Here is an 18,235-nt window from a genome sequence, read left to right as displayed (position 1 = left end):
CTCTCATGGATCTGACCTATACCCCGGCCCAACAGGCCTTTCGCGCTGAAGCGCGGGCGTGGCTGACGGCCAACGTGCCTCGCGAGCCGCTGCAATCATTCGACACCGAACAAGGTTTTGCTCAACACCGGGCCTGGGAAAACCGCCTCAACGACGGGCGCTGGGGCATGGTCACCTGGCCGGTCGAGTTGGGCGGTCGCGGTTGCGACTTGATCGAGTGGTTGATTTTCGAGGAGGAGTATTACCGCGCCGAAGCGCCTGCACGGGTCAACCAGAACGGCATCTTCCTGCTCGGCCCGACGCTGATGGAGTACGGCAGCGACGCACAGAAAGCGCGTTTTCTGCCGCGCATGGCCACTGGTGAAGATATCTGGGCCCAGGCCTGGTCCGAGCCGGGAGCGGGCTCCGACATGGCGGCGATCCGCTCGCGGGCCGAACGGGTTGGCGATCACTACGTCATCAACGGCCAGAAGACCTGGTCAACACGCGCCGTGTGGGCCGATTGGGTGTTCGGCATTTTCCGCACCGATCCGAACTCGCAACGTCATCAGGGCCTGACGTTCATTCTTCTGCCGCTGGACACGCCGGGAATCACGGTGCGGCCGATTCCTCAGCTCAACGGCTTGCCCGGGTTCGCCGAAATCTTCTTCGACGACGTCAAGGTACCGGTGGAAAACGCACTGGGCGGCGAGGGCATGGGCTGGCATGTGGCGATGTCCACCGCCGGTTTCGAGCGCGGCTTGCTGCTGCGCTCGCCCGCACGCTTTCAGGAAACGGCCCGGCGTCTGGTGCAGTTGTATCAGGCCAATCGCGAGCAGGCCGACCGCGACCCGGCGATTGGCGAGGCGGTGATGCGCGCCTGGCTGGACGCCGAGGCCTACACCCTCAATACCTACCGCACCGCGTCGCAACTGGTACAGGGCAGCAAGATCGGGCCGGAATCGTCGACCAACAAAATCTTCTGGTCGGAACTCGATCAGCGCATGCACGACACCGCCATGAGCATCCTCGGCCTGCGCGGCGAGCTGTTGCCCGAAGCCCCGGCGGCGGGCGATGTCGGCCACTGGCTGGAAGGTTTTCTGTTTGCCCAGGCCGGGCCGATCTACGCCGGCACCAACGAGATCCAGCGCAACATCATTGCCGAACGCATGCTCGGCATGCCGCGTGCTTGAGGAAGAGACCATGGACTTTAATTTCAGCCGCGACCAACTGCTGTTCCAGGACAACGTCAGGCATTTTCTGATCAACGAGGTGACACCGGAACGCATTCGCGAACTCTGGCAGACCGAGAGCGGGCGCAGCGATGAGCTGTGGGCGCAATTGGTCGAGCTGGGGCTGACTGCACTGACCGTTCCCGAAGCAAATGGCGGAATGGGCATGAACGAGCTGGACTTCGTGCTGCTCGCCCAGGAATGCGGGTATGCCGGACTGCCCGAGCCGTTGGTGGAGACGATGTTGGTGGGTGTGCCGTTACTCGCCGGTCTTGATGAGCGTCACGCGGCACTCAAACAGGACTGGCTCGGACGTATCGCAGAAGGCCGCGCACGACTGGCGGTTGCCGAACCGGGCAACCCGCTGGTCAGCGATGCCCATGTCGCCGATCTGCTGTTGCTGGCCCATGGCGATGAGGTGCATGCGGTCGAACCGGGCGCGGTGCAGTTGACCCGCAATGTGTCGGTCGACCCGGCTCGCCAGTTATTTCAGGTCTCTTGGACTCCGTCACCTGCGACCTGCGTGGCCTCCGGAGAACAGGGGCAGCGACTGTGGGCGGAGGCGGTTGATCGCGGCGCGCTGGGCAGTGCCGCACAGCTGTTGGGACTGGCCAAACGCATGGTCGATCTTGCGGTGGACTACACCTTCGAACGCAAACAGTTCGGCAAACCGGTGGGGTCGTTCCAGGCGGTCAAGCATCTGATGGCGAATGTCGCGGTGCAGATTGAATTCGCCAAGGGGCCGTTGTATCGCGCTGCCTATGCCGTCGCCGAGCAACAGCCGAACCGCTCGGTGCTGGTTTCCCACGCCAAACTGGCGACCTCGGAAGCCGCCATGCTGGCGGCGAAAAACACCATTCAGGCCCACGGCGCCATGGGTTACACGTGGGAAGTCGATCTGCACCTGTTCATGAAACGCGCCTGGGCGCTGGACAAGGTCTGGGGCGATCGCGGTTTCCACAAAGAACGCATCCGCGCAGCCTTGTTCAACGGTCGTTGCGCACTGGGTGCCGGCCAGACGTTCTGACGGCACCACTTACCGAGAAAAATCATGCCTGAAGCTTATATTGTCGACGCCCTGCGTACGCCTACGGGCCGGCGCAAGGGTGGTTTGAGTCATATTCATGCGGCCGATCTGGGCGCTCACGTCTTGCGCGAACTGGTCGCACGCAACGACATCCCCGACGAGGATTACGACGACGTGATCTTTGGCTGCGTCGATACGATCGGCCCGCTGGCCGGGGACATTGCGCGGACCAGTTGGCTGGCTGCCGGGCTGTCGCAATCCGTGCCCGGCACCACGATTGATCGCCAGTGTGGCTCGTCGCAGCAAGCGGTGCACTTTGCCGCGCAAGCGGTGATGAGCGGCACCCAGGACGTGGTTATCGCCGGCGGCGTGCAGACCATGACGCAGATCCCGATTTCGTCGGCCATGATCGCGGCTGAGCCTTTGGGTTTCAGTGACCCGTTCAGCGGCTCCGAAGGCTGGGTACGGCGCTACGGCGGGCAACCGCCGACGCAATTTCGTTCGGCGCAGATGATTGCCGAAAAGTGGGGATTGTCCCGCGAGCAGTTGGAAGCGTATTCACTGGAGTCTCATCAGCGGGCATTGCGTGCCATCGAGCAGGGGCGATTCCTGCGGGAAATCGTACCCCTGGCCGACGTTGTTCACGACGAAACGCCGCGCCACACCAGCCTCGAGAAAATGGCCGAGCTGGAGTTTCTGTTTGGCTGCGACCGGGTGACGGCTGCGGTGTCCAGCCAGACCTGTGATGCGGCGAGCGCGATGCTGATCGTTTCCGAAGCGGCGCTCAAGCGCTACGGGCTAACACCGCGCGCGCGTATCCATCACCTCAGCGTACGCGCCGAGGACCCGATCTGGATGCTGACGGCGCCGATTCCGGCCACTGCTTATGCGTTGAAGCGAGCGGGCATGAAGCTTGAGGACATCGATCGAGTCGAGATCAACGAAGCCTTTGCCTCCGTCGCCATGGCCTGGCTGAAAGAGACCGGCTATCCCCACGAACAGACCAACGTCAACGGCGGCGCGATTGCCCTCGGCCATCCATTGGGCGCCACCGGCACTCGCTTGATGTGCAGCCTGTTGCATGAGCTGGAACGCAGCGGTGGTCGCTTCGGTTTGCAGACCATGTGCGAAGGCGGCGGTCAGGCCAACGTGACGATCATCGAACGTTTGTGAATGAAGTTTTGACGGGAGCAGGACCATGCAGATCTGTAAAAACCGCGTCGTGATCATCACCGGTGCCGGGGGAGGGCTGGGGAGGGCGTATGCGCTGGCGTTCGCTGCCGAGGGCGCGAAAGTGGTGGTCAACGACATCAATCGCGAGGCCGCACTGGCGGTGGTGGATGCCATCGAGTCGCAGGGCGGCATGGCGGTGGCCAACAGCAACGACATCACCCGCTATGACGATGCGGCGCTGATCGTGCGCCAGGCGATCGAGACTTTTGGTGGGCTGGATGTGGTGGTCAACAACGCCGGCATCTGTCGTGATCGTATGTTCACCAGCCTGAGCGAATCCGATTGGGACGCGGTGATGGCGGTGCACCTCAAAGGGCATTTTTGCATCTCAAGCCACGCGGCGCGTTACTGGCGTGAGCAGGTAAAGGGTGGCCAGCCCGTGAGTGCGCGGATCATCAACACCAGCTCCGGTGCCGGTTTGCAGGGTTCTATCGGCCAGTCCAACTACGCTGCGGCCAAGGCCGGGATTGCCGCGTTGACGCTGGTGCAAGCGGCAGAACTCGGGCGCTATGGCATTACCGTCAACGCCCTGGCCCCGGCGGCGCGCACCGGCATGACCGAGGGAGTGTTTGCCGACGTCATGAAGAAACCGGAGGAGGGATTTGACTACTTTGCGCCGGAGAACGTAGCGCCGCTGGTGGTTTGGCTCGGTTCGCAGGAATCCGCAGCGGTGAATGGGCAGATGTTTGAAGTGGAGGGTGGCAAGCTGTCGATTGCCGATGGCTGGCGTAAAGGCCCTGAGCTGGACAGGCGTGGTCGTTGGGCGGTAGACGAGGTCGGCGGGGCTGTCGAGCAATTGCTGAATCGGGCGGTGCCTGCCGCGAAGGTATATGGCAGCTGAATAAAAACGCTACGACTTCTGTGAGTCAGTGGGGGCCAACAATTCAAGCCATTGCTGTGCCGCGACCGACAGCTGTGCGTTCTTGCGCCAGATGGCGACGAGTTGCCATTCCAGTTCCGCGCATTCGAGCGGAACGATTTCCACACCGGGCGGGATGTGGTGTTGCGCCAATAGTCGAGGCAATACCAGCAGGCCTGCGTTCGCGGCCACCAATGACAAGCAAAAAGCCAGGTTGTCGCTTTTGGCTGCCTGTAGGCGACTGACGTCCACAGCAGGGCAGCAGAGCTTGATGCGGTGATTGAGAATCGAGGCGCCCTGCAACTGCACCCATGGGTGATGCGCCAAATCCGGCAGTGTCAGTCGATGGCGGTTGGCGAGTGGGTGGCGAGGTGGCAGGACGACAACCAGTGGTTCCTCACAAATCGGCAGCCAGGCCAGGTCGTCTCCGTCGGGTCGCAGACTGATCGCCAGTTCTATCTCGCCCTTGCGAACGGCCTCTTCCAGAGCCTGGCCTCCTTGCTCACGCAATTGCAGTTCCACTTGGGGAAAGCGCCGCCGAAATTCGGTCAACACGGCCGCTACTTGATCGGTACTGCCCAAGGGAGGCAGCCCCAGCTGAAGGACACCGGTGACGAGGCTGTTGAGCAAGTTCACGTCCGTCAGCATTTGCTTGCTGCGACTCAGCAATCCCTTGGCGTGGTGGAAGACCACTTCGCCCGACGGGGTCAAGCGTGACGGCACGCCCGGACGGCTGCGAACCAATAGCGTCGCGCCCAGTTCCTCTTCGAGTAATTGAACGGCTTTGCTCAGTGCCGACTGGGTGACGTGAAGGGTGCGGGATGCCTTCGAGAAACTTCCATGCTCTGTCACTTCCACGAAATAGCGCAGGTTCTTCAGGTCCATCTTGTATTCCATTTCCGCATACGGTTCAGAAAAATTGTTCGCTCACTCCGGCTGGAGAAATGCTTCTACCATCGCCCCCGAAAAACGTCCGGATACAAGGACGGGGAACATTAAATCAGAAGTGGAGGCCAGCCTTGTTCGGAGATCGTATTTGGCGTCTGCGTCGATTCAAGAGGTTCTTCCTTTAACGCTGTTTTCGCGAGGAGCTCACGTCATGAGTACCGCAATCAATGAAACCCGCCGTCTGACCGTACCCGACATCAGGGCTTGCAAGGGCAAACGCAAGATCGTGTCGTTGACCGCGCACAATCGATCGCTTGCTGAGATCGTTGACGAATTTGTCGACGTTATCCTGATGGGGGATTCGACCGCGATGGTTGCCTACGGGCAGCCCAACACGCTGGATTTCACACTGGATCAGACGATTCAGCACAGTCGTGCGGTGGTGCGTGCCACACAGCGCGCGTGCGTGGTGGCTGATCTGCCATTCGCCTCTTATCAGGAGTCACCGGCTCAGGCTTTTCGCAGTGCCGCGCGGTTGATGATGGAGGCCAATATTGCTGCCGTGAAGCTGGAAGGCAGTGCGGTCATGGCGCCCACTGTGCAGTTTCTGGTGGAGCGGGGCATTCCCGTGATGGCGCATATCGGGTTGATGCCCCAGTTCGTCAACACCATGGGTGGCTTCAAGGCCCAGGGCATGGACGAACGATCGGCAGACGCTATCCGTGAGGCCGCCCTGGCGATGGAAGCGGCCGGTGCGTTTTGCATTGTGCTGGAGGGCGTAGCAGAGCCGCTGGCCCGCGAGTTGACCGAAGCCTTGCGCGTGCCAACCATCGGAATCGGCGCCTCGCCCGCATGCGACGGTCAGGTGCTGGTGATCGAAGATATCCTGGGGCTGGGGGGAGAGTTCATACCGCGTTTCGCTAAACGTTATGCCGATGTGCATGCGGTGATCCGCGATGCGGTGGGGCAGTACGCATCGGATGTGCGTGAGGGAAGTTTCCCGGAGCTTTCGCACTGCTTTGGCGTGAAGCGCTGATTGGCACTGCGCAATGTCTCATTTCACTCGCCTGCTGCGTTGGCAGGCGAGTGGGGGGGGCTGGCCGACGTGTTTTCAAGAGGTGTTACTCAGCTACCGTTCTGCACCTTTCCGGGTCTCGCAATGAGCCATTAGGTAGCAAATCTCCAGTGTCGCACCGGCAAATCTGATGGCTGTGCGCGCTGCTATTTTCCTTTAATTCATTCGAATCAATCGCTTGGCGGGAAGATGCAGGTTTTGGCATGCATTCTGCTTTTATGTATCCGTGGATAATTGGATACAAAAAGACAAAAGGTGCCGCCATGCAATTCGCTCCCGCCTACGACCAGCGCCAACCGATGACTGCCGAGGAGGAGGCCTACAACTTTCTTCTGGAAGGCATCTGCGGCGGTCGTTATCGCAAAGGTGACCGGCTGATCGCCGAGGACATTGCCAGTGAAATCGGCATGAGCCGGATGCCCGTGCGCGAAGCCTTTCGCCGTCTAGACGCCCAGGGGCTGGTGACGCTCAGGCCCAATCGCGGCGCGATTGTCAGCGGTCTGGATGTCGAGGAAATGCACGAAGTCTTCGAGATGCGCAGCGCCCTTGAGGGACTGGCGATTCGAGTCGCGGTGCCGAAGATCAGTGAACGTCAGTTGACTGCCCTGGAACGCCTGCTCGATGAAATGGATGACTACCGCGACGAGAGTGCGGCCTGGGTCAGTCGCCACCGCAAGTTCCATGAGTACCTGTGCAGCCTCAGCGGACGACCTCGTCTGGTGAAACAGATCAGCGCGCTCTACTCGCTGATCGAAGCTCCCATGCGTCTTTGGCTGCAGCACGTTGAAAAGCCACTGAGTGCACGCCAGGAACACGTGGTGATCCTCGACGCAATTCGTGCCGGTGATGCCGCGAAGGCAGAGGCCGTGGTGCGCGAGCACATCGAAGGCACGGTCCCTGAGCTCATCAAGTTTCTGCAATCGGAACGATAACCACAGAGCGGGCACCGAGCCCGCCGATGTTTTGACTTTGAGAACTGCCCCGTTACTAACCGAACTGGAGTGTCTGGTCATGCATACGTCTCGCCTGCTGTTGGCTGCAATTTCCCTGGGGCTCTGTACGCAGTGGGCGGTTGCCGCACCCACTGTGCCGGAGCGCTTGCTCAAGGTCGACAAACTCACCTATTGCTCGGGCATGGACTCGCCGCCCCTGGTGTCCTTCGATGAAGCGCAAAAACCAAAAGGCCTGACCGTCGACCTGGGCCTGGAAGTCGCCAGGCGCCTGGGGGACAAGAAGGTCGAGTGGCGGGTGATCCCGTTTTCCGGATTGCTGCCGGCCTTGCTGGCCAAGCAATGCGACATGATCGTCGACCAGTTGTTCGACAAGCCCGAGCGCCGCGAGGTGATCGACATCGTCAACTACATGTATTCCAGCCAGGCGGTGGTGGTGCCCAAGGGCAACCCGAAGGGGCTCAAGACGCTGGCTGATCTCAGCGCGCACAAGATCGCGGTGCTCAACGGTTCGACCATCAAGACCTTGCTCGATACCGAGAATGAAAGCCTGGCCAAGGCCGGCAAGCCACCGATGAAACTGGTGGTCTACAACACCGACACCGATGCATTCCAGGCGCTGCGCATCAGTCAGGTCGATGCTTACGGCACCACGGTGGAAACCGCCGGGTATTACGCCGCCATGGCACCGGACCTGTTCGAGGAAGGCGTTCCAGCCTTCAGCCGGATCCTCACCGGTCTGGGTATTCGCAAGGACGATCCGCAACTGAGTGCCGCGGTGCAGCAAGTGATCACCGACATGCGCAGCGATGGCAGCTACAACCAGCTCCTGAGTAAATGGCACGTCTCCAGCGACACTCTCGATTGAGGTAAGCGTTGATGAACTTCAATTGGGATGTGTTCTGGCAGTACCTGTTGCAGCCCAGCGGGGTCTACCTCACCGGGCTCTGGCTGACGTGCCTGATCAGTGTGCTGGCCATGTTGCTGGGTTGTGTCCTGGGGTTGGCGGCGGCGCTGCTGCGATTGTCGAAGAACCCTTTGCTGCATCTGCCGGTGCGTTTTTATGTGTGGCTGATGCGCGGGACGCCCTTGCTGGTGCAGATCGTCTTCCTCTATACGGCGTTGGCGGCGGGCAGGATTTTCCGCTTTGAAGACATTGAACTGTTCGGGCTGATGATCCCCGGCAACATCCAGGCCGCGATCATTGCGTTGGGCCTTAACGAAGGCGCGTACATGGCCGAGATCATTCGCGCCGGTATCGGTGCCGTCGACAAGGGGCAGTACGAGGCGGGGCGCTCCCTGGGCATGACCTTCGCCAAGTTGATGCGCCGTATCGTCTTGCCACAGGCGTTTCGGGTCATCGTGCCGCCGCTGGGTAACGAGTTCAACGTGATGCTTAAAAACACCACGCTGGTCAGTGTGATCGGTGTGCAGGAGTTGCTGCTCAGCACGCAGATGGTGACTTCGGCAACCTTTCGAGTGTTCGAGTTGTACCTCGTGGTGGCGATCTATTTCCTGTTGCTCACGACGTTGTGGGGTTTCTTCCAGCGCTGGCTGGAGACGCGTTTCGGCCAGTCGGATCGACCTTCGTCGCCGCCGCCGGCATCCAATCGGATGTTCGGTCGCAGCACGCTGAAACTGCTGAGGGGACGTTAATCATGGCGCACCAAAGTGACGAACTGATCATCGAAGCGCTGAACATTCACAAGTCGTTCGGCAACCTCGAAATTCTCAAAGGGATTTCCCTGCAAGTCCGGCGCGGTGAAGTGGTGGTGCTGATCGGCGCCTCGGGGTCCGGTAAAACCACGTTTATCCGCTGCATCAATTTGCTGGAAGACATTCAGTCCGGGCAAATTCGGGTCAACGGCCAGTCCATGGGCTATCGCACGAAGGCCGATGGAAGCCTGGTGCGGGATTCGGAGCGCAACATCGCCCGTCAGCGGCGGGACATCGGCATGGTGTTCCAGCGCTTCAATCTATTCCCGCACATGACCGCGCTGGAAAACATCATCGAAGCACCGATTCAGGTGTTGGGTGTGCCGCGCAAAGCAGCGGAGGAACAAGCGCGGGCGCTGCTCAAACGTGTCGGGCTGGCGGAGAAGGCCAACCATTACCCCTCGATGCTTTCCGGTGGCCAACAACAACGGGTGGCGATTGCCCGGGCCCTGGCCATGAAACCCCAGGCGATGCTGTTCGACGAACCCACCAGCGCCCTTGATCCGGAAACCGTCGGCGAGGTTCTGCAGGTGATGAAGGAACTGGCGGAGGAGGGCATGACGATGGTGGTGGTCACCCATGAAATGGGTTTTGCCCGAGAGGTCGCCGACCGAGTAGTGGTGCTCGATCAGGGTGAACTGATCGAACAGGGACCGCCGGAACAGATATTCAGTCGCCCCTCTCATCCCCGTACCCAAGCCTTTCTCAGCCGCGTGCTGTGAGACTCACAAGGATAATGACGATGCGTTTATCGAGCGTGTTTGCGGCCCTGTGCTGCGCTGCCGTGGTGCCCATGACTCAGGCTGCCGACGCGGTGGTGAAGGTCTACAACTGGTCCGACTACATTGGTCCCGACACCCTGAAGAACTTCGAAAAAGACAGTGCCATCAAGGTTCAGTACGACATCTTCGACACCAATGAAATGCTCGAGGCCAAGTTGCTTTCCGGACACTCGGGGTATGACGTGGTGGTGCCGTCCAGCCAGTTCCTGTCGAAACAGATCCGGGCTGGTGCCTATCAGCCGCTGCAACGAGCGTTGCTGGATAACTGGAAGCACCTCGACCCGCGTTTGATGCAGCGTCTGGAAGCGGCCGATCCGGGCAACCGCTATGCCGTGCCTTATATGTGGGGCACCGTGGGCATCGGCTACAACGAGGAGAAGGTGCGCGCGGTGCTGGGCAAGGACGTGCCGCTGGACTCTTGGTCGATGGTGTTCGATCCGCAAAATCTTTCCAGACTTAAAAGCTGCGGCGTGGCCTTTCTCGATGCGCCGGTGAAGATCATTCCTCAAGCGATGCTTTATCTCGGGCTCGACCCCAACAGCGTCAAACCGGACGACTACAAGCAGGCGTCGAAACTGCTGATGACCTTGCGGCCCTCGGTGACTTACTTCAACTCATCGAAGTACACCGCCGACCTGGCCAACGGCGACATTTGCGTGGCGATCGGTTATTCCGGCGATGTGATGCAGGCCCAGACCCGGGCTCGCGAGGCCGGGAAAAACATCGATATCCGCTACCTGATTCCCAAGGAAGGCGTGAACCTGTGGTTCGACATGCTGGCGATTCCCAAGGATGCCGGCAACGTGGCCAACGCCCATGCCGTGATCAACTACTTGCTGCGGCCCGAGGTCATTGCGTCGGTCAGTGACTATGTGGGGTACGCGAATCCGAACAGGGACGCCACGCCCTTGATGGATCCCAAGGTCAGCGGCAACCCGGGGATTTACCCGGGCGACGAAGTGATCAGTCACACCTTTGTCTCCGCCGATCTGCCGGAAAACATCCAGCGCCTGATGACCCGCGAATGGAACCGGATCAAGTCCGGCCAATGAATCCTTGTTTTGAAGAGTCTTTGCCATGCTGAAATTTTCTGCTCACGAGTATCCGTATCCGTCACAACGCCAAAGTGTTTTTGCCCGTCGTGGCATGGTTGCGGCGTCCCAGCCTTTAGCCGCTCAGGCCGGCATCGAGATGATGCAAAAGGGTGGCAATGCGATCGACGCCGCCATCGCTACCGCGGCAGCGCTGACCGTAGTCGAGCCTACAGGTTGTGGTCTTGGCGGCGATGCTTTTGCTCTGGTCTGGTTCAAGGATCAGTTGCATGGGCTCAACGCCAACGGCCATGCACCGGCTGCTTTGAGCATCGAAGCGGTCAAGGCGGCCGGACATGAACAGATGCCGCTGTATGGCTGGACGCCGGTGACGGTGCCCGGTTGCCCTTCGGCCTGGGCCGAGCTTTCTCAACGCTTTGGCGTGCTGCCGTTCGCTGAGTTGTTGCAGCCGGCCATCAGCCTGGCACGGGATGGTTTTCCGCTGTCGCCAGTGGTTGCTCATCAATGGCAGGTTGCTTTGGATGAGTTCAGTCCCCATCGCGATGCGGTGCTGGACGCCTGGTTCGATACTTTCCTGATTGAGGGTAGGGCGCCGAGGGCAGGGGAGCTGTTTCGTAATCCAGCGCAAGCGCGGACGCTTGAAGAATTGGCGCAGAGCCGCTGTGAGAGTTTGTATCGCGGCGCTTTGGCGCAGCGCCTGGATGCGCATTCACAGGCTACCGGCGGGTATCTGCGAGCTACGGATCTGGAACATTACCGTGCGCAATGGGTGGAGCCGATCCACGTCAATTATCGCGGTGTGGATGTCTGGGAAATCCCGCCAAGCGGCCAGGGCCTGGTCGCGTTGATGGCGCTGAAGATTCTCGAGGGTTTCGACTTTGATCATCGTGACAGCCAACAGACCTGGCACCGTCAGCTGGAGGCCATGAAACTGGCGTACAGCGATGGTTTGCACTACATCACCGATCCATTGCACATGCGCGTGGCGGTGGCCGATCTGTTGAGTGATGGCTACAGCGCTCGGCGCCGTGGGCAGATCGGTGAGAAGGCTCAGCCACCCAAGCCAGGTGATCCTCATGCCAGCGGTACTGTGTATCTGGCCACGGCCGATGGACAAGGCAATATGGTGTCGTTCATCCAGAGCAATTACCACGGCTTTGGTTCGGGTGTGGTGCTACCTGACAGCGGCATTGCGCTGCAGAACAGAGGGCAAGAATTCAGCCTTGATCCGGAACATGCCAACTGTCTGGCGCCGGGCAAGAAGACGTTCCATACGATTATTCCGGGCTTCCTGACCAAGGATGGCCAGGCGCTTGGGCCGTTCGGTGTGATGGGCGGCTATATGCAGCCTCAGGGGCATGTGCAGATGGTCATGAACTTGGTGGATTTCGGATTGAACCCGCAGTCGGCGCTGGACGCTCCACGCTGGCAATGGCTGGGGGGGATGAAGGTAGGGATCGAGCAGGGGGCTTCGAGGGATTTGGCCAATGCGCTGGCGCGACGGGGACATGAGGTACAGATCGCCTCTGACCTTACGGATTACGGCAGAGGGCAGATTATTATTCGTGATCCGGTCAGTGGTGTGTTTTGTGGTGGGACTGAGCCCAGGGCGGATTCGCATATTGCGGTTTGGTAAGCACAAGCTAACGAAGAAAACGCTAAATGAGGCTAACGTCTTCGAATGTGTCGACATATTAGGTTAACTACACTAAATGAGCCTTTAGTTGAGCTATGCGAAAATCTACTGTGAAATCAATGGAGAAGGCTATGTTGAAACGCCAGGCGAGCGCAAAAGACGTCATTACAGCCCTGAAACTTGAATCTCATATTGAGGGTGGCTATTTCCGCAGGACATTTCAGGCCGACCATCGAGAAATGCTCGAAACCGAAGGCGGCTCACGTTATTTGATGACGTCCATTTATTACCTGTTGACCGAAGAATCGCCCGTGGGCCAGTTTCATTTCAACCAGTCAGACATCCTGCATTATTTCCATCTGGGCGACGCCATCGAGTACAGCCTGATTCATCCTGACGGTTCGCTACAGACATTGGTGATGGGCAGCGACGTTCTGGCAGGCCAACATCTGCAATTGCACGTACCGGGCGGAATCTGGAAAGCCTCCAGACTGTTGAATGGCGAGAATGGATTTGGCTTGATCAGCGAAGCGGTTTCGCCAGGGTTTGATTTCGCGGATATGGAAATGGGGAATCGGCGGAAGCTTACGGCGCAGTATCCGCAGCATCGAGCGCTGATTGAAAAGCTGACTCGTGACGAGGATTGAGAGCAGCACATTCCAAATAGAGCGATCGCCAGGCATCAAAGGCAAGGTGCTTTGAGGAGCGATGGTGGAGATGTGGGAATCATCTAAAAAATGGAGCTCACATAATTAACTGATTTTTATAAAAAAAAATAAAATAAACAAGAAAAACACGGAAAAAAAAGCCTGTAGCTTGAAAATAGCCACCTTTCAAATATTCTCAATTCACTGCCACTCCGCTTTATTGGAGGTGCCCAGAGTGAATATCGTCAGATTAGATCCAGGTGTTGTGGTTTTAGTCGCCGGGGAGCCCGCGACAATCCTTCAGTGCTTACCGAAATCAATGATCCAGGTTTTGCGATTAAAAGATAGGCTCCAGCTAGTTATACCTGTCGAGCAAGTAAACCCTCTCCCAAAAACCGGCGCTGACGGTAAAGAAGTCTATACTCAGGAACTCGTTTGCATACAGAATGCGGCGTCAGATAATGAAGTTAAAATATCAGAAGAACGGTTTATATTAGTAAGCAAATACTTGTCTCGTGAGATCTCGCTTAGTGAAGCGCTGGCAACTATAAATTTAAAAAAATCTCGTTTCTTTGAGCTAATTAAGCTTTACGATAGTGAAGTTGGCATGGTCTCGTTGATTCGCCGTAATAGAGGAAGAAAGTTAGGAGAAAAGCAACTGCAGGAGCAGGTTGAAGAATTCATAGCGGATGCAGCATCGAAAAAAAGATCGGGCAAAAAACTTACTTTTAAGAAAGCTTGGCAAGAGATTAATAATCGTTGTCAAGAGGCGGGTCTTCATGCTCCAAGTATCGGAGCTGTTACAGCAAGATTTAAGAGCATAAATGCCAAACAACTTCATGCTTTGCGGTTTGGTGCTGAAGCTGCAGATCAGTTGTATGGGGCGCGTCCAGGCCATCGGAAAACTCAATTTCCATTAGAGTTGGTTCAAATAGATCATACGCTTGTAGATGTTATTTTATGCGACCAAGAAACGCGCGAGCCGATAGGGAGGCCGTGGTTAACAGTTGCAATCGATGTGCACACTAGAATTATTTTGGGTTATTACATAGGGTTTAATGCACCGTCAGCTGTTAATGTCGCTTGCGCTATAACTCATGCTGCATTTCCCAAGCGTGAATATTTAAAAAATATCGGTGCTGAGGCTGAGCTGTATCCATTTTATGGGGTGCCTAAAATTCTCCACATGGATAATGCAAAGGAATTTAGATCAAATAAGCTTGAAAGAGCCTGTGCAATACATGGGATAAAGGTTGAGTTTAGACCTCCTGGAAAAAAACACTATGGTGGTCATATTGAACGCTTAATCGGCACCTTGATGACCAGTCATGTACACTTTTTATCAGGCACGACATTTTCAAATGTCCAGCAACGGAAAGGTTACGACAGCGAGAAAAAATCAATACTGTCACTGCGCGAGTTTATAAAGTGGTTTACTGGGCAAGTTGCTATTTATCATGCATCCTATCATCGTGGGCTCGATAGTACGCCGGGAGATAAGTGGATAAGTTGTTTTACAAGCGCAGATATGACAGTCAACCAGCCCCCTCTTCTACGTGATTCCTTTAGTTTTAGATTAGATTTTATGCCTGAGGATGTTCGCGCCATTTCACCCAAGGGTATAGCATTTGGCGGCAAGCATTATTGGTCGCCTGGACTGATTGATTTTATTGGTGTGAAAAAAGCTATTATCAAATATGACCCGCTTTCTTTAAGTAAAGTTTGGGTGAGGTTGAATGGTGAATATCTTGCTGCGAGCTTTTCTGATCTCACTAATTCAGATATGACTCTTGAAGAGTATTCATTAAGTAAAAAAAGGAATTTAGGTGTTAAGTGGGTTTCTCCAGAAGCGCTTCTTGAGGTATATAAAAATAACGACTTTCTGGTGAGTGAGAGCGAAAAAGAAACAAAAAGAATGAAGAAAAAAAGACAGGCGGAAAAAGAATATGCTAATCATTTGAGAGATTCCGGCCTTCTAAGCTACCGCCCATTGACCGAAAAAAGCGCAGTTGTAAATCCAGTGGACTACTCAATCAAACCGACGCCCTTACCAAGTGAGGATTTTTGAGATGAGTGAAAGTCATGTCAAAGATTCAAGACGTTATATGCTGGAGTTGCCGGTGAAGGAGCGCGTTAAGATAGTGCATCAGGACATATGGGTGGACTGTCCGCAATCTCTATTGGCGCTTCGAATGATAAAAAATATTATACAATCCCCGTCACAGATTCAAGCGCCGTGCATGCTTGTTTGCGGAGAGGGTGGGAGTGGTAAAACAAGTATCGTGAAACAGCTTAAATTCCTTAGCCGGAAATGGGATGAGCATGTTGTTTTTATGGCGCTTAATGAAAATCCAGGAAATCTGCATTTTAGAGACCTATTTCTGGAGGCTATGGGGGCGGCACGATCTACCAGAGTAAAAATAAAACCTACATTGCCTGCTGAGCTGTCGGAATTTATTGCCATCAGGTGCGTACGAGCGATCGTGATCGATGAATTTCATGATGCCTTGCTCTCCAACAGAACCGACCAGGCAAAGACCTTATCTATCTTGAAGGGATTGTCCGGAGAACCTTACTGTTTGTCTGTTATCGGGTTCGGAACGTCTCTGGCACGTAACGCATTGCGGCATGACGCGCAACTCCTACGCAGATATTATATTCATGATCTCCCCAAGTGGACCGAATCGGAAAACTTCAGAGCTTTTCTAGCCGCTTATGAAGAAAATCTTCCTTTGCGTAAACCGTCCTCTCTCTACTCTGAGGATCTGCTAAAGTTTTTACTCATGTACTCGGACGGTGTAATGGATAATGTAGTCAAACTCATCAAGCACGCCGCAATTGTCGCCCTTGTCTCTGGGGAGGAACAAATAACCATAGATTGTCTGCAGGAGGCGATGAGCAACCCTTGGGCGTATAAAATGTAATTACAGTGTTTTTAGCAGTAGGGGAGCGAAAATGAAGATAAGGGGTTGGCCCAGAGCAATACACGACGAGACATTCACTTCTTGGTTGTTCAGGTCCGCTCATAACAAACATGTTAAAAGCTTTAATTGCGAAATGGGGGAGATCTACCCCAGTGCGATTAGTTGCTGGCCTTATCTAAATCCAGATTTTGACCCGGATTTTAATTTTAACAATAAGACTTTTGAGGGGTTGTGTAATGGTCAAAAGTTGCCCGGCCGGTTAGTCTCAGATTTTTTTGGAGCCAGGTCTTCACACCTCTCCCTGCCGCAATACCGATTTAGCTTTTGCACTCAGTGTATCAGAGAAGATATCAAGTTGTATGGCTTGCCAGTATGGCGTAAGTCTTGGTGTTATATTGGCAACCCCATCTGCTCCCATCACAGGTCCGTATTGAGTATTACGAATGAGATCCCATCGTTTTATAAGTCTTGGGATGCATTTGCTACTGAGACTCCGAACGATCCAGAACATCCGTATGTCGAACACTCGCACCGATGGGGAGGCATTTCCAGCAGGGTGCTCGATCTAAGTATGGCAATCAAGATACAAACGTGGCTATCAGAGTTGGAGAGGAAAAAATGGTGTTTGCTGCCCGGAGACAAACACCCTGTTTTGTCAGGCGAGCTGATTGTCGTTTTAAAATTTCTCATGCAGATTTTTTTATCTTCTCGAACACGCTTTCGAAGCCCGGGCGCGGCTAGAAGTTTATTTAATGAAGGTAGCGAGCCTCTAGTTTATGAAAATTTAAACTATCGAGAGTGTATGGAGTTTGGCTCTGGTAGTGCCTCACCGTACCATAGGATGATCGCTATTTTAATGGTAGGGTACGTTTTTCGATTGCTCTCGGAAAAAGACTTACTGCGATTACATCATGCGGCGAGTGCTTTCGGTTTTACATGGCCTAAAAGCATTGAGGAACTCGGTTATTGTTCGCCTTGGTTCCATTCTGAAGGGGAGTATTTAGATTTGATTGGCTGTTTTTCTTGTGCGACTGGCGATCTGCAGAAACGATTAACACCGTTTTTAAACGGGTTGGAGTATGCGGCATACCGGAGTAAGGTGTTGAGTGATGCCCAAGTGAAGTTTTGGAAAGGCCAATTTCCCTTAAAGACATGGCGCTACTAACGTTTGTGGAGGGTGTTTAATCGTAGGTGTAGGAGTGAGAGTTTAATTATTTTACAATACACTTTACGGACAAATGATCCGAAGCGCGTACGTCATTGATAGGCGCCCACCCTATAAGAGGGCGCACACTTTATAGCTTCTTCGAGGCTGATCTCCTCATCGCCGCGAAAGCCATCATCGCGTAGAACTAATTCGATATGCTGAACCAGCAAATACCGCAATCGTCCAGCGCAACCCACTCCAAGTGCTTAGAATGCTCGTCGAGCGAAGCCAGCGCTTTGCTTCGCGGTCTCCCGGTCTAGCCGTGTCGGTACGCAAATAAAGCCCAAGAGTCTAGGCCCTCTCAAGAAGGCACGGATTTGGCCGAAGCCGCAAAAGTGAATGCCCAGAAAAGGCGAATCTCGCTCTAGGCGAGATTCTCAGCCGTCAATTGCATGCTTTCGACGGGGCAGGACGCTGTTACCTGACACTGGGCCATCTGACCTTCATCAGAAGCGGGGTGCGATCCGAAGACCCCTGTAGCCACCCTATGATCTACGCCTAGGCGCAGACAAACAATAGTAAATCCATAGTCACTATGTCAATCAATGCTATCGCCTCCTGGATGATCTGAATTCACCCCGATCTCCACTCAGCCCCCCAAAACTGCAATGACAGCGTCCCATTGATCGGCCAAACTGGCAGGTCTCTCAAGCTACGCATGCAAGACCAAAAATTGCTCCTCGGCGTTCAGATCACGCTCTACGCGACGCCGCTTTTCGGCAGTTCTCCGCTTTTTCCGAAAATCCCAGACCGACAGCACCGAGTTGTCCGTAAGCCTCTAGTGTATGGCCTGCTAGTTCGTGCTTTTGCAGTGATTTCTGTCGCCCCGGGCTACCCCATTTTGCATAGAGTACGATGTCGTACGAACTCTGCAGGCGACCCATTTAGGATAGGCGCACCTATGACAGCGCTTCTTGACGCTGCGGCATCTACGTGTGTACGGAGTCGCACTTAACTCATTAAGATGATGCTAGAAAACGTGGCCTATGAAGTAAAACAGCCGTATTAACTAATAAAAATAAAACCGA

Annotated in this window: 16 protein-coding genes and 1 pseudogene; 16 read left to right on the top strand and 1 reads right to left on the bottom strand. The window is 55.5% G+C overall.

What is annotated here, in order from left to right:
• Positions 1 to 5: 5 nt before the first annotated feature.
• From IF199_RS15565 to IF199_RS15550, 4 genes are read left to right on the top strand one after another with little or no spacing between them, the layout of a single operon-like run.
• Complete coding sequence (locus IF199_RS15565) at positions 6 to 1,172, top strand: acyl-CoA dehydrogenase family protein (protein WP_192558005.1); 1,167 nt, start codon at positions 6 to 8, stop codon at positions 1,170 to 1,172.
• Positions 1,173 to 1,182: 10 nt separating this feature from the next.
• Positions 1,183 to 2,238, top strand: coding sequence for an acyl-CoA dehydrogenase family protein (locus IF199_RS15560; RefSeq protein WP_192558004.1), 1,056 nt, complete (start codon positions 1,183 to 1,185; stop codon positions 2,236 to 2,238).
• 24 nt (positions 2,239 to 2,262) lie between these two features.
• Complete coding sequence (locus IF199_RS15555) at positions 2,263 to 3,411, top strand: acetyl-CoA C-acetyltransferase (protein WP_096821392.1); 1,149 nt, start codon at positions 2,263 to 2,265, stop codon at positions 3,409 to 3,411.
• 25 nt (positions 3,412 to 3,436) lie between these two features.
• A complete protein-coding gene (locus tag IF199_RS15550; protein WP_192558003.1) occupies positions 3,437 to 4,312 on the top strand; it encodes an SDR family oxidoreductase in 876 nt (291 codons plus the stop codon).
• Positions 4,313 to 4,321: 9 nt separating this feature from the next.
• Here IF199_RS15550 and IF199_RS15545 read toward each other — a convergent pair whose 3' ends face one another.
• Positions 4,322 to 5,215, bottom strand: coding sequence for a LysR family transcriptional regulator (locus tag IF199_RS15545; protein WP_192558002.1), 894 nt, complete (start codon positions 5,213 to 5,215; stop codon positions 4,322 to 4,324).
• A gap of 214 nt (positions 5,216 to 5,429) precedes the next feature.
• On the opposite strand from IF199_RS15545, the gene panB reads away from it, so the two are divergent.
• The 12 genes and pseudogenes from panB to IF199_RS30395 all read left to right on the top strand — a co-directional run bounded on the left by panB (position 5,430) and on the right by IF199_RS30395 (position 17,165).
• Entirely contained in the window at positions 5,430 to 6,254 is an 825-nt protein-coding gene (panB, locus tag IF199_RS15540; RefSeq protein ID WP_192558001.1) for a 3-methyl-2-oxobutanoate hydroxymethyltransferase, read from the top strand.
• Between the two features lie 302 nt (positions 6,255 to 6,556).
• A complete protein-coding gene (locus tag IF199_RS15535) occupies positions 6,557 to 7,225 on the top strand; it encodes a GntR family transcriptional regulator (RefSeq protein WP_096821385.1) in 669 nt (222 codons plus the stop codon).
• A gap of 79 nt (positions 7,226 to 7,304) precedes the next feature.
• The gene (locus IF199_RS15530) at positions 7,305 to 8,111 is read left to right on the top strand and encodes an ABC transporter substrate-binding protein (protein ID WP_192558000.1); all 807 of its coding nucleotides are present in this window, start codon (positions 7,305 to 7,307) and stop codon (positions 8,109 to 8,111) included.
• A gap of 11 nt (positions 8,112 to 8,122) precedes the next feature.
• Positions 8,123 to 8,899 (top strand): amino acid ABC transporter permease, encoded by a 777-nt coding sequence (locus IF199_RS15525; RefSeq protein ID WP_192557999.1) that lies wholly within the window; start codon positions 8,123 to 8,125, stop codon positions 8,897 to 8,899.
• Positions 8,900 to 8,901: 2 nt separating this feature from the next.
• Complete coding sequence (locus IF199_RS15520; protein ID WP_192557998.1) at positions 8,902 to 9,681, top strand: amino acid ABC transporter ATP-binding protein; 780 nt, start codon at positions 8,902 to 8,904, stop codon at positions 9,679 to 9,681.
• Positions 9,682 to 9,701: 20 nt separating this feature from the next.
• Positions 9,702 to 10,793: a polyamine ABC transporter substrate-binding protein gene (locus IF199_RS15515; RefSeq protein ID WP_192557997.1), complete on the top strand. Its 1,092-nt coding sequence runs from the start codon at positions 9,702 to 9,704 to the stop codon at positions 10,791 to 10,793.
• A 25-nt stretch (positions 10,794 to 10,818) separates the two neighbouring features.
• Entirely contained in the window at positions 10,819 to 12,429 is a 1,611-nt protein-coding gene (locus IF199_RS15510; protein WP_192557996.1) for a gamma-glutamyltransferase family protein, read from the top strand.
• A 131-nt stretch (positions 12,430 to 12,560) separates the two neighbouring features.
• Positions 12,561 to 13,076: a cupin domain-containing protein gene (locus tag IF199_RS15505; protein WP_192557995.1), complete on the top strand. Its 516-nt coding sequence runs from the start codon at positions 12,561 to 12,563 to the stop codon at positions 13,074 to 13,076.
• Between the two features lie 235 nt (positions 13,077 to 13,311).
• Positions 13,312 to 15,144 carry a Mu transposase C-terminal domain-containing protein gene (locus tag IF199_RS15500; RefSeq protein WP_192557994.1) on the top strand — a complete coding sequence of 611 codons (1,833 nt, stop codon included), beginning with the start codon at positions 13,312 to 13,314 and terminating at the stop codon, positions 15,142 to 15,144.
• 1 nt (position 15,145) lies between these two features.
• Positions 15,146 to 16,000 carry a TniB family NTP-binding protein gene (locus IF199_RS15495; RefSeq protein WP_192557993.1) on the top strand — a complete coding sequence of 285 codons (855 nt, stop codon included), beginning with the start codon at positions 15,146 to 15,148 and terminating at the stop codon, positions 15,998 to 16,000.
• 31 nt (positions 16,001 to 16,031) lie between these two features.
• A pseudogene (locus IF199_RS30600) lies at positions 16,032 to 16,421 on the top strand (TniQ family protein); the annotation flags it as partial.
• 150 nt (positions 16,422 to 16,571) lie between these two features.
• Positions 16,572 to 17,165, top strand: a complete 594-nt coding sequence (locus tag IF199_RS30395) for a hypothetical protein (protein ID WP_244142390.1) — start codon at positions 16,572 to 16,574, stop codon at positions 17,163 to 17,165.
• Positions 17,166 to 18,235 lie beyond the last annotated feature (1,070 nt).

This window comes from Pseudomonas allokribbensis (genome assembly GCF_014863605.1).
Lineage (GTDB): Bacteria > Pseudomonadota > Gammaproteobacteria > Pseudomonadales > Pseudomonadaceae > Aquipseudomonas > Aquipseudomonas allokribbensis.
This window is presented reverse-complemented; position numbering and strand designations above follow the sequence as displayed.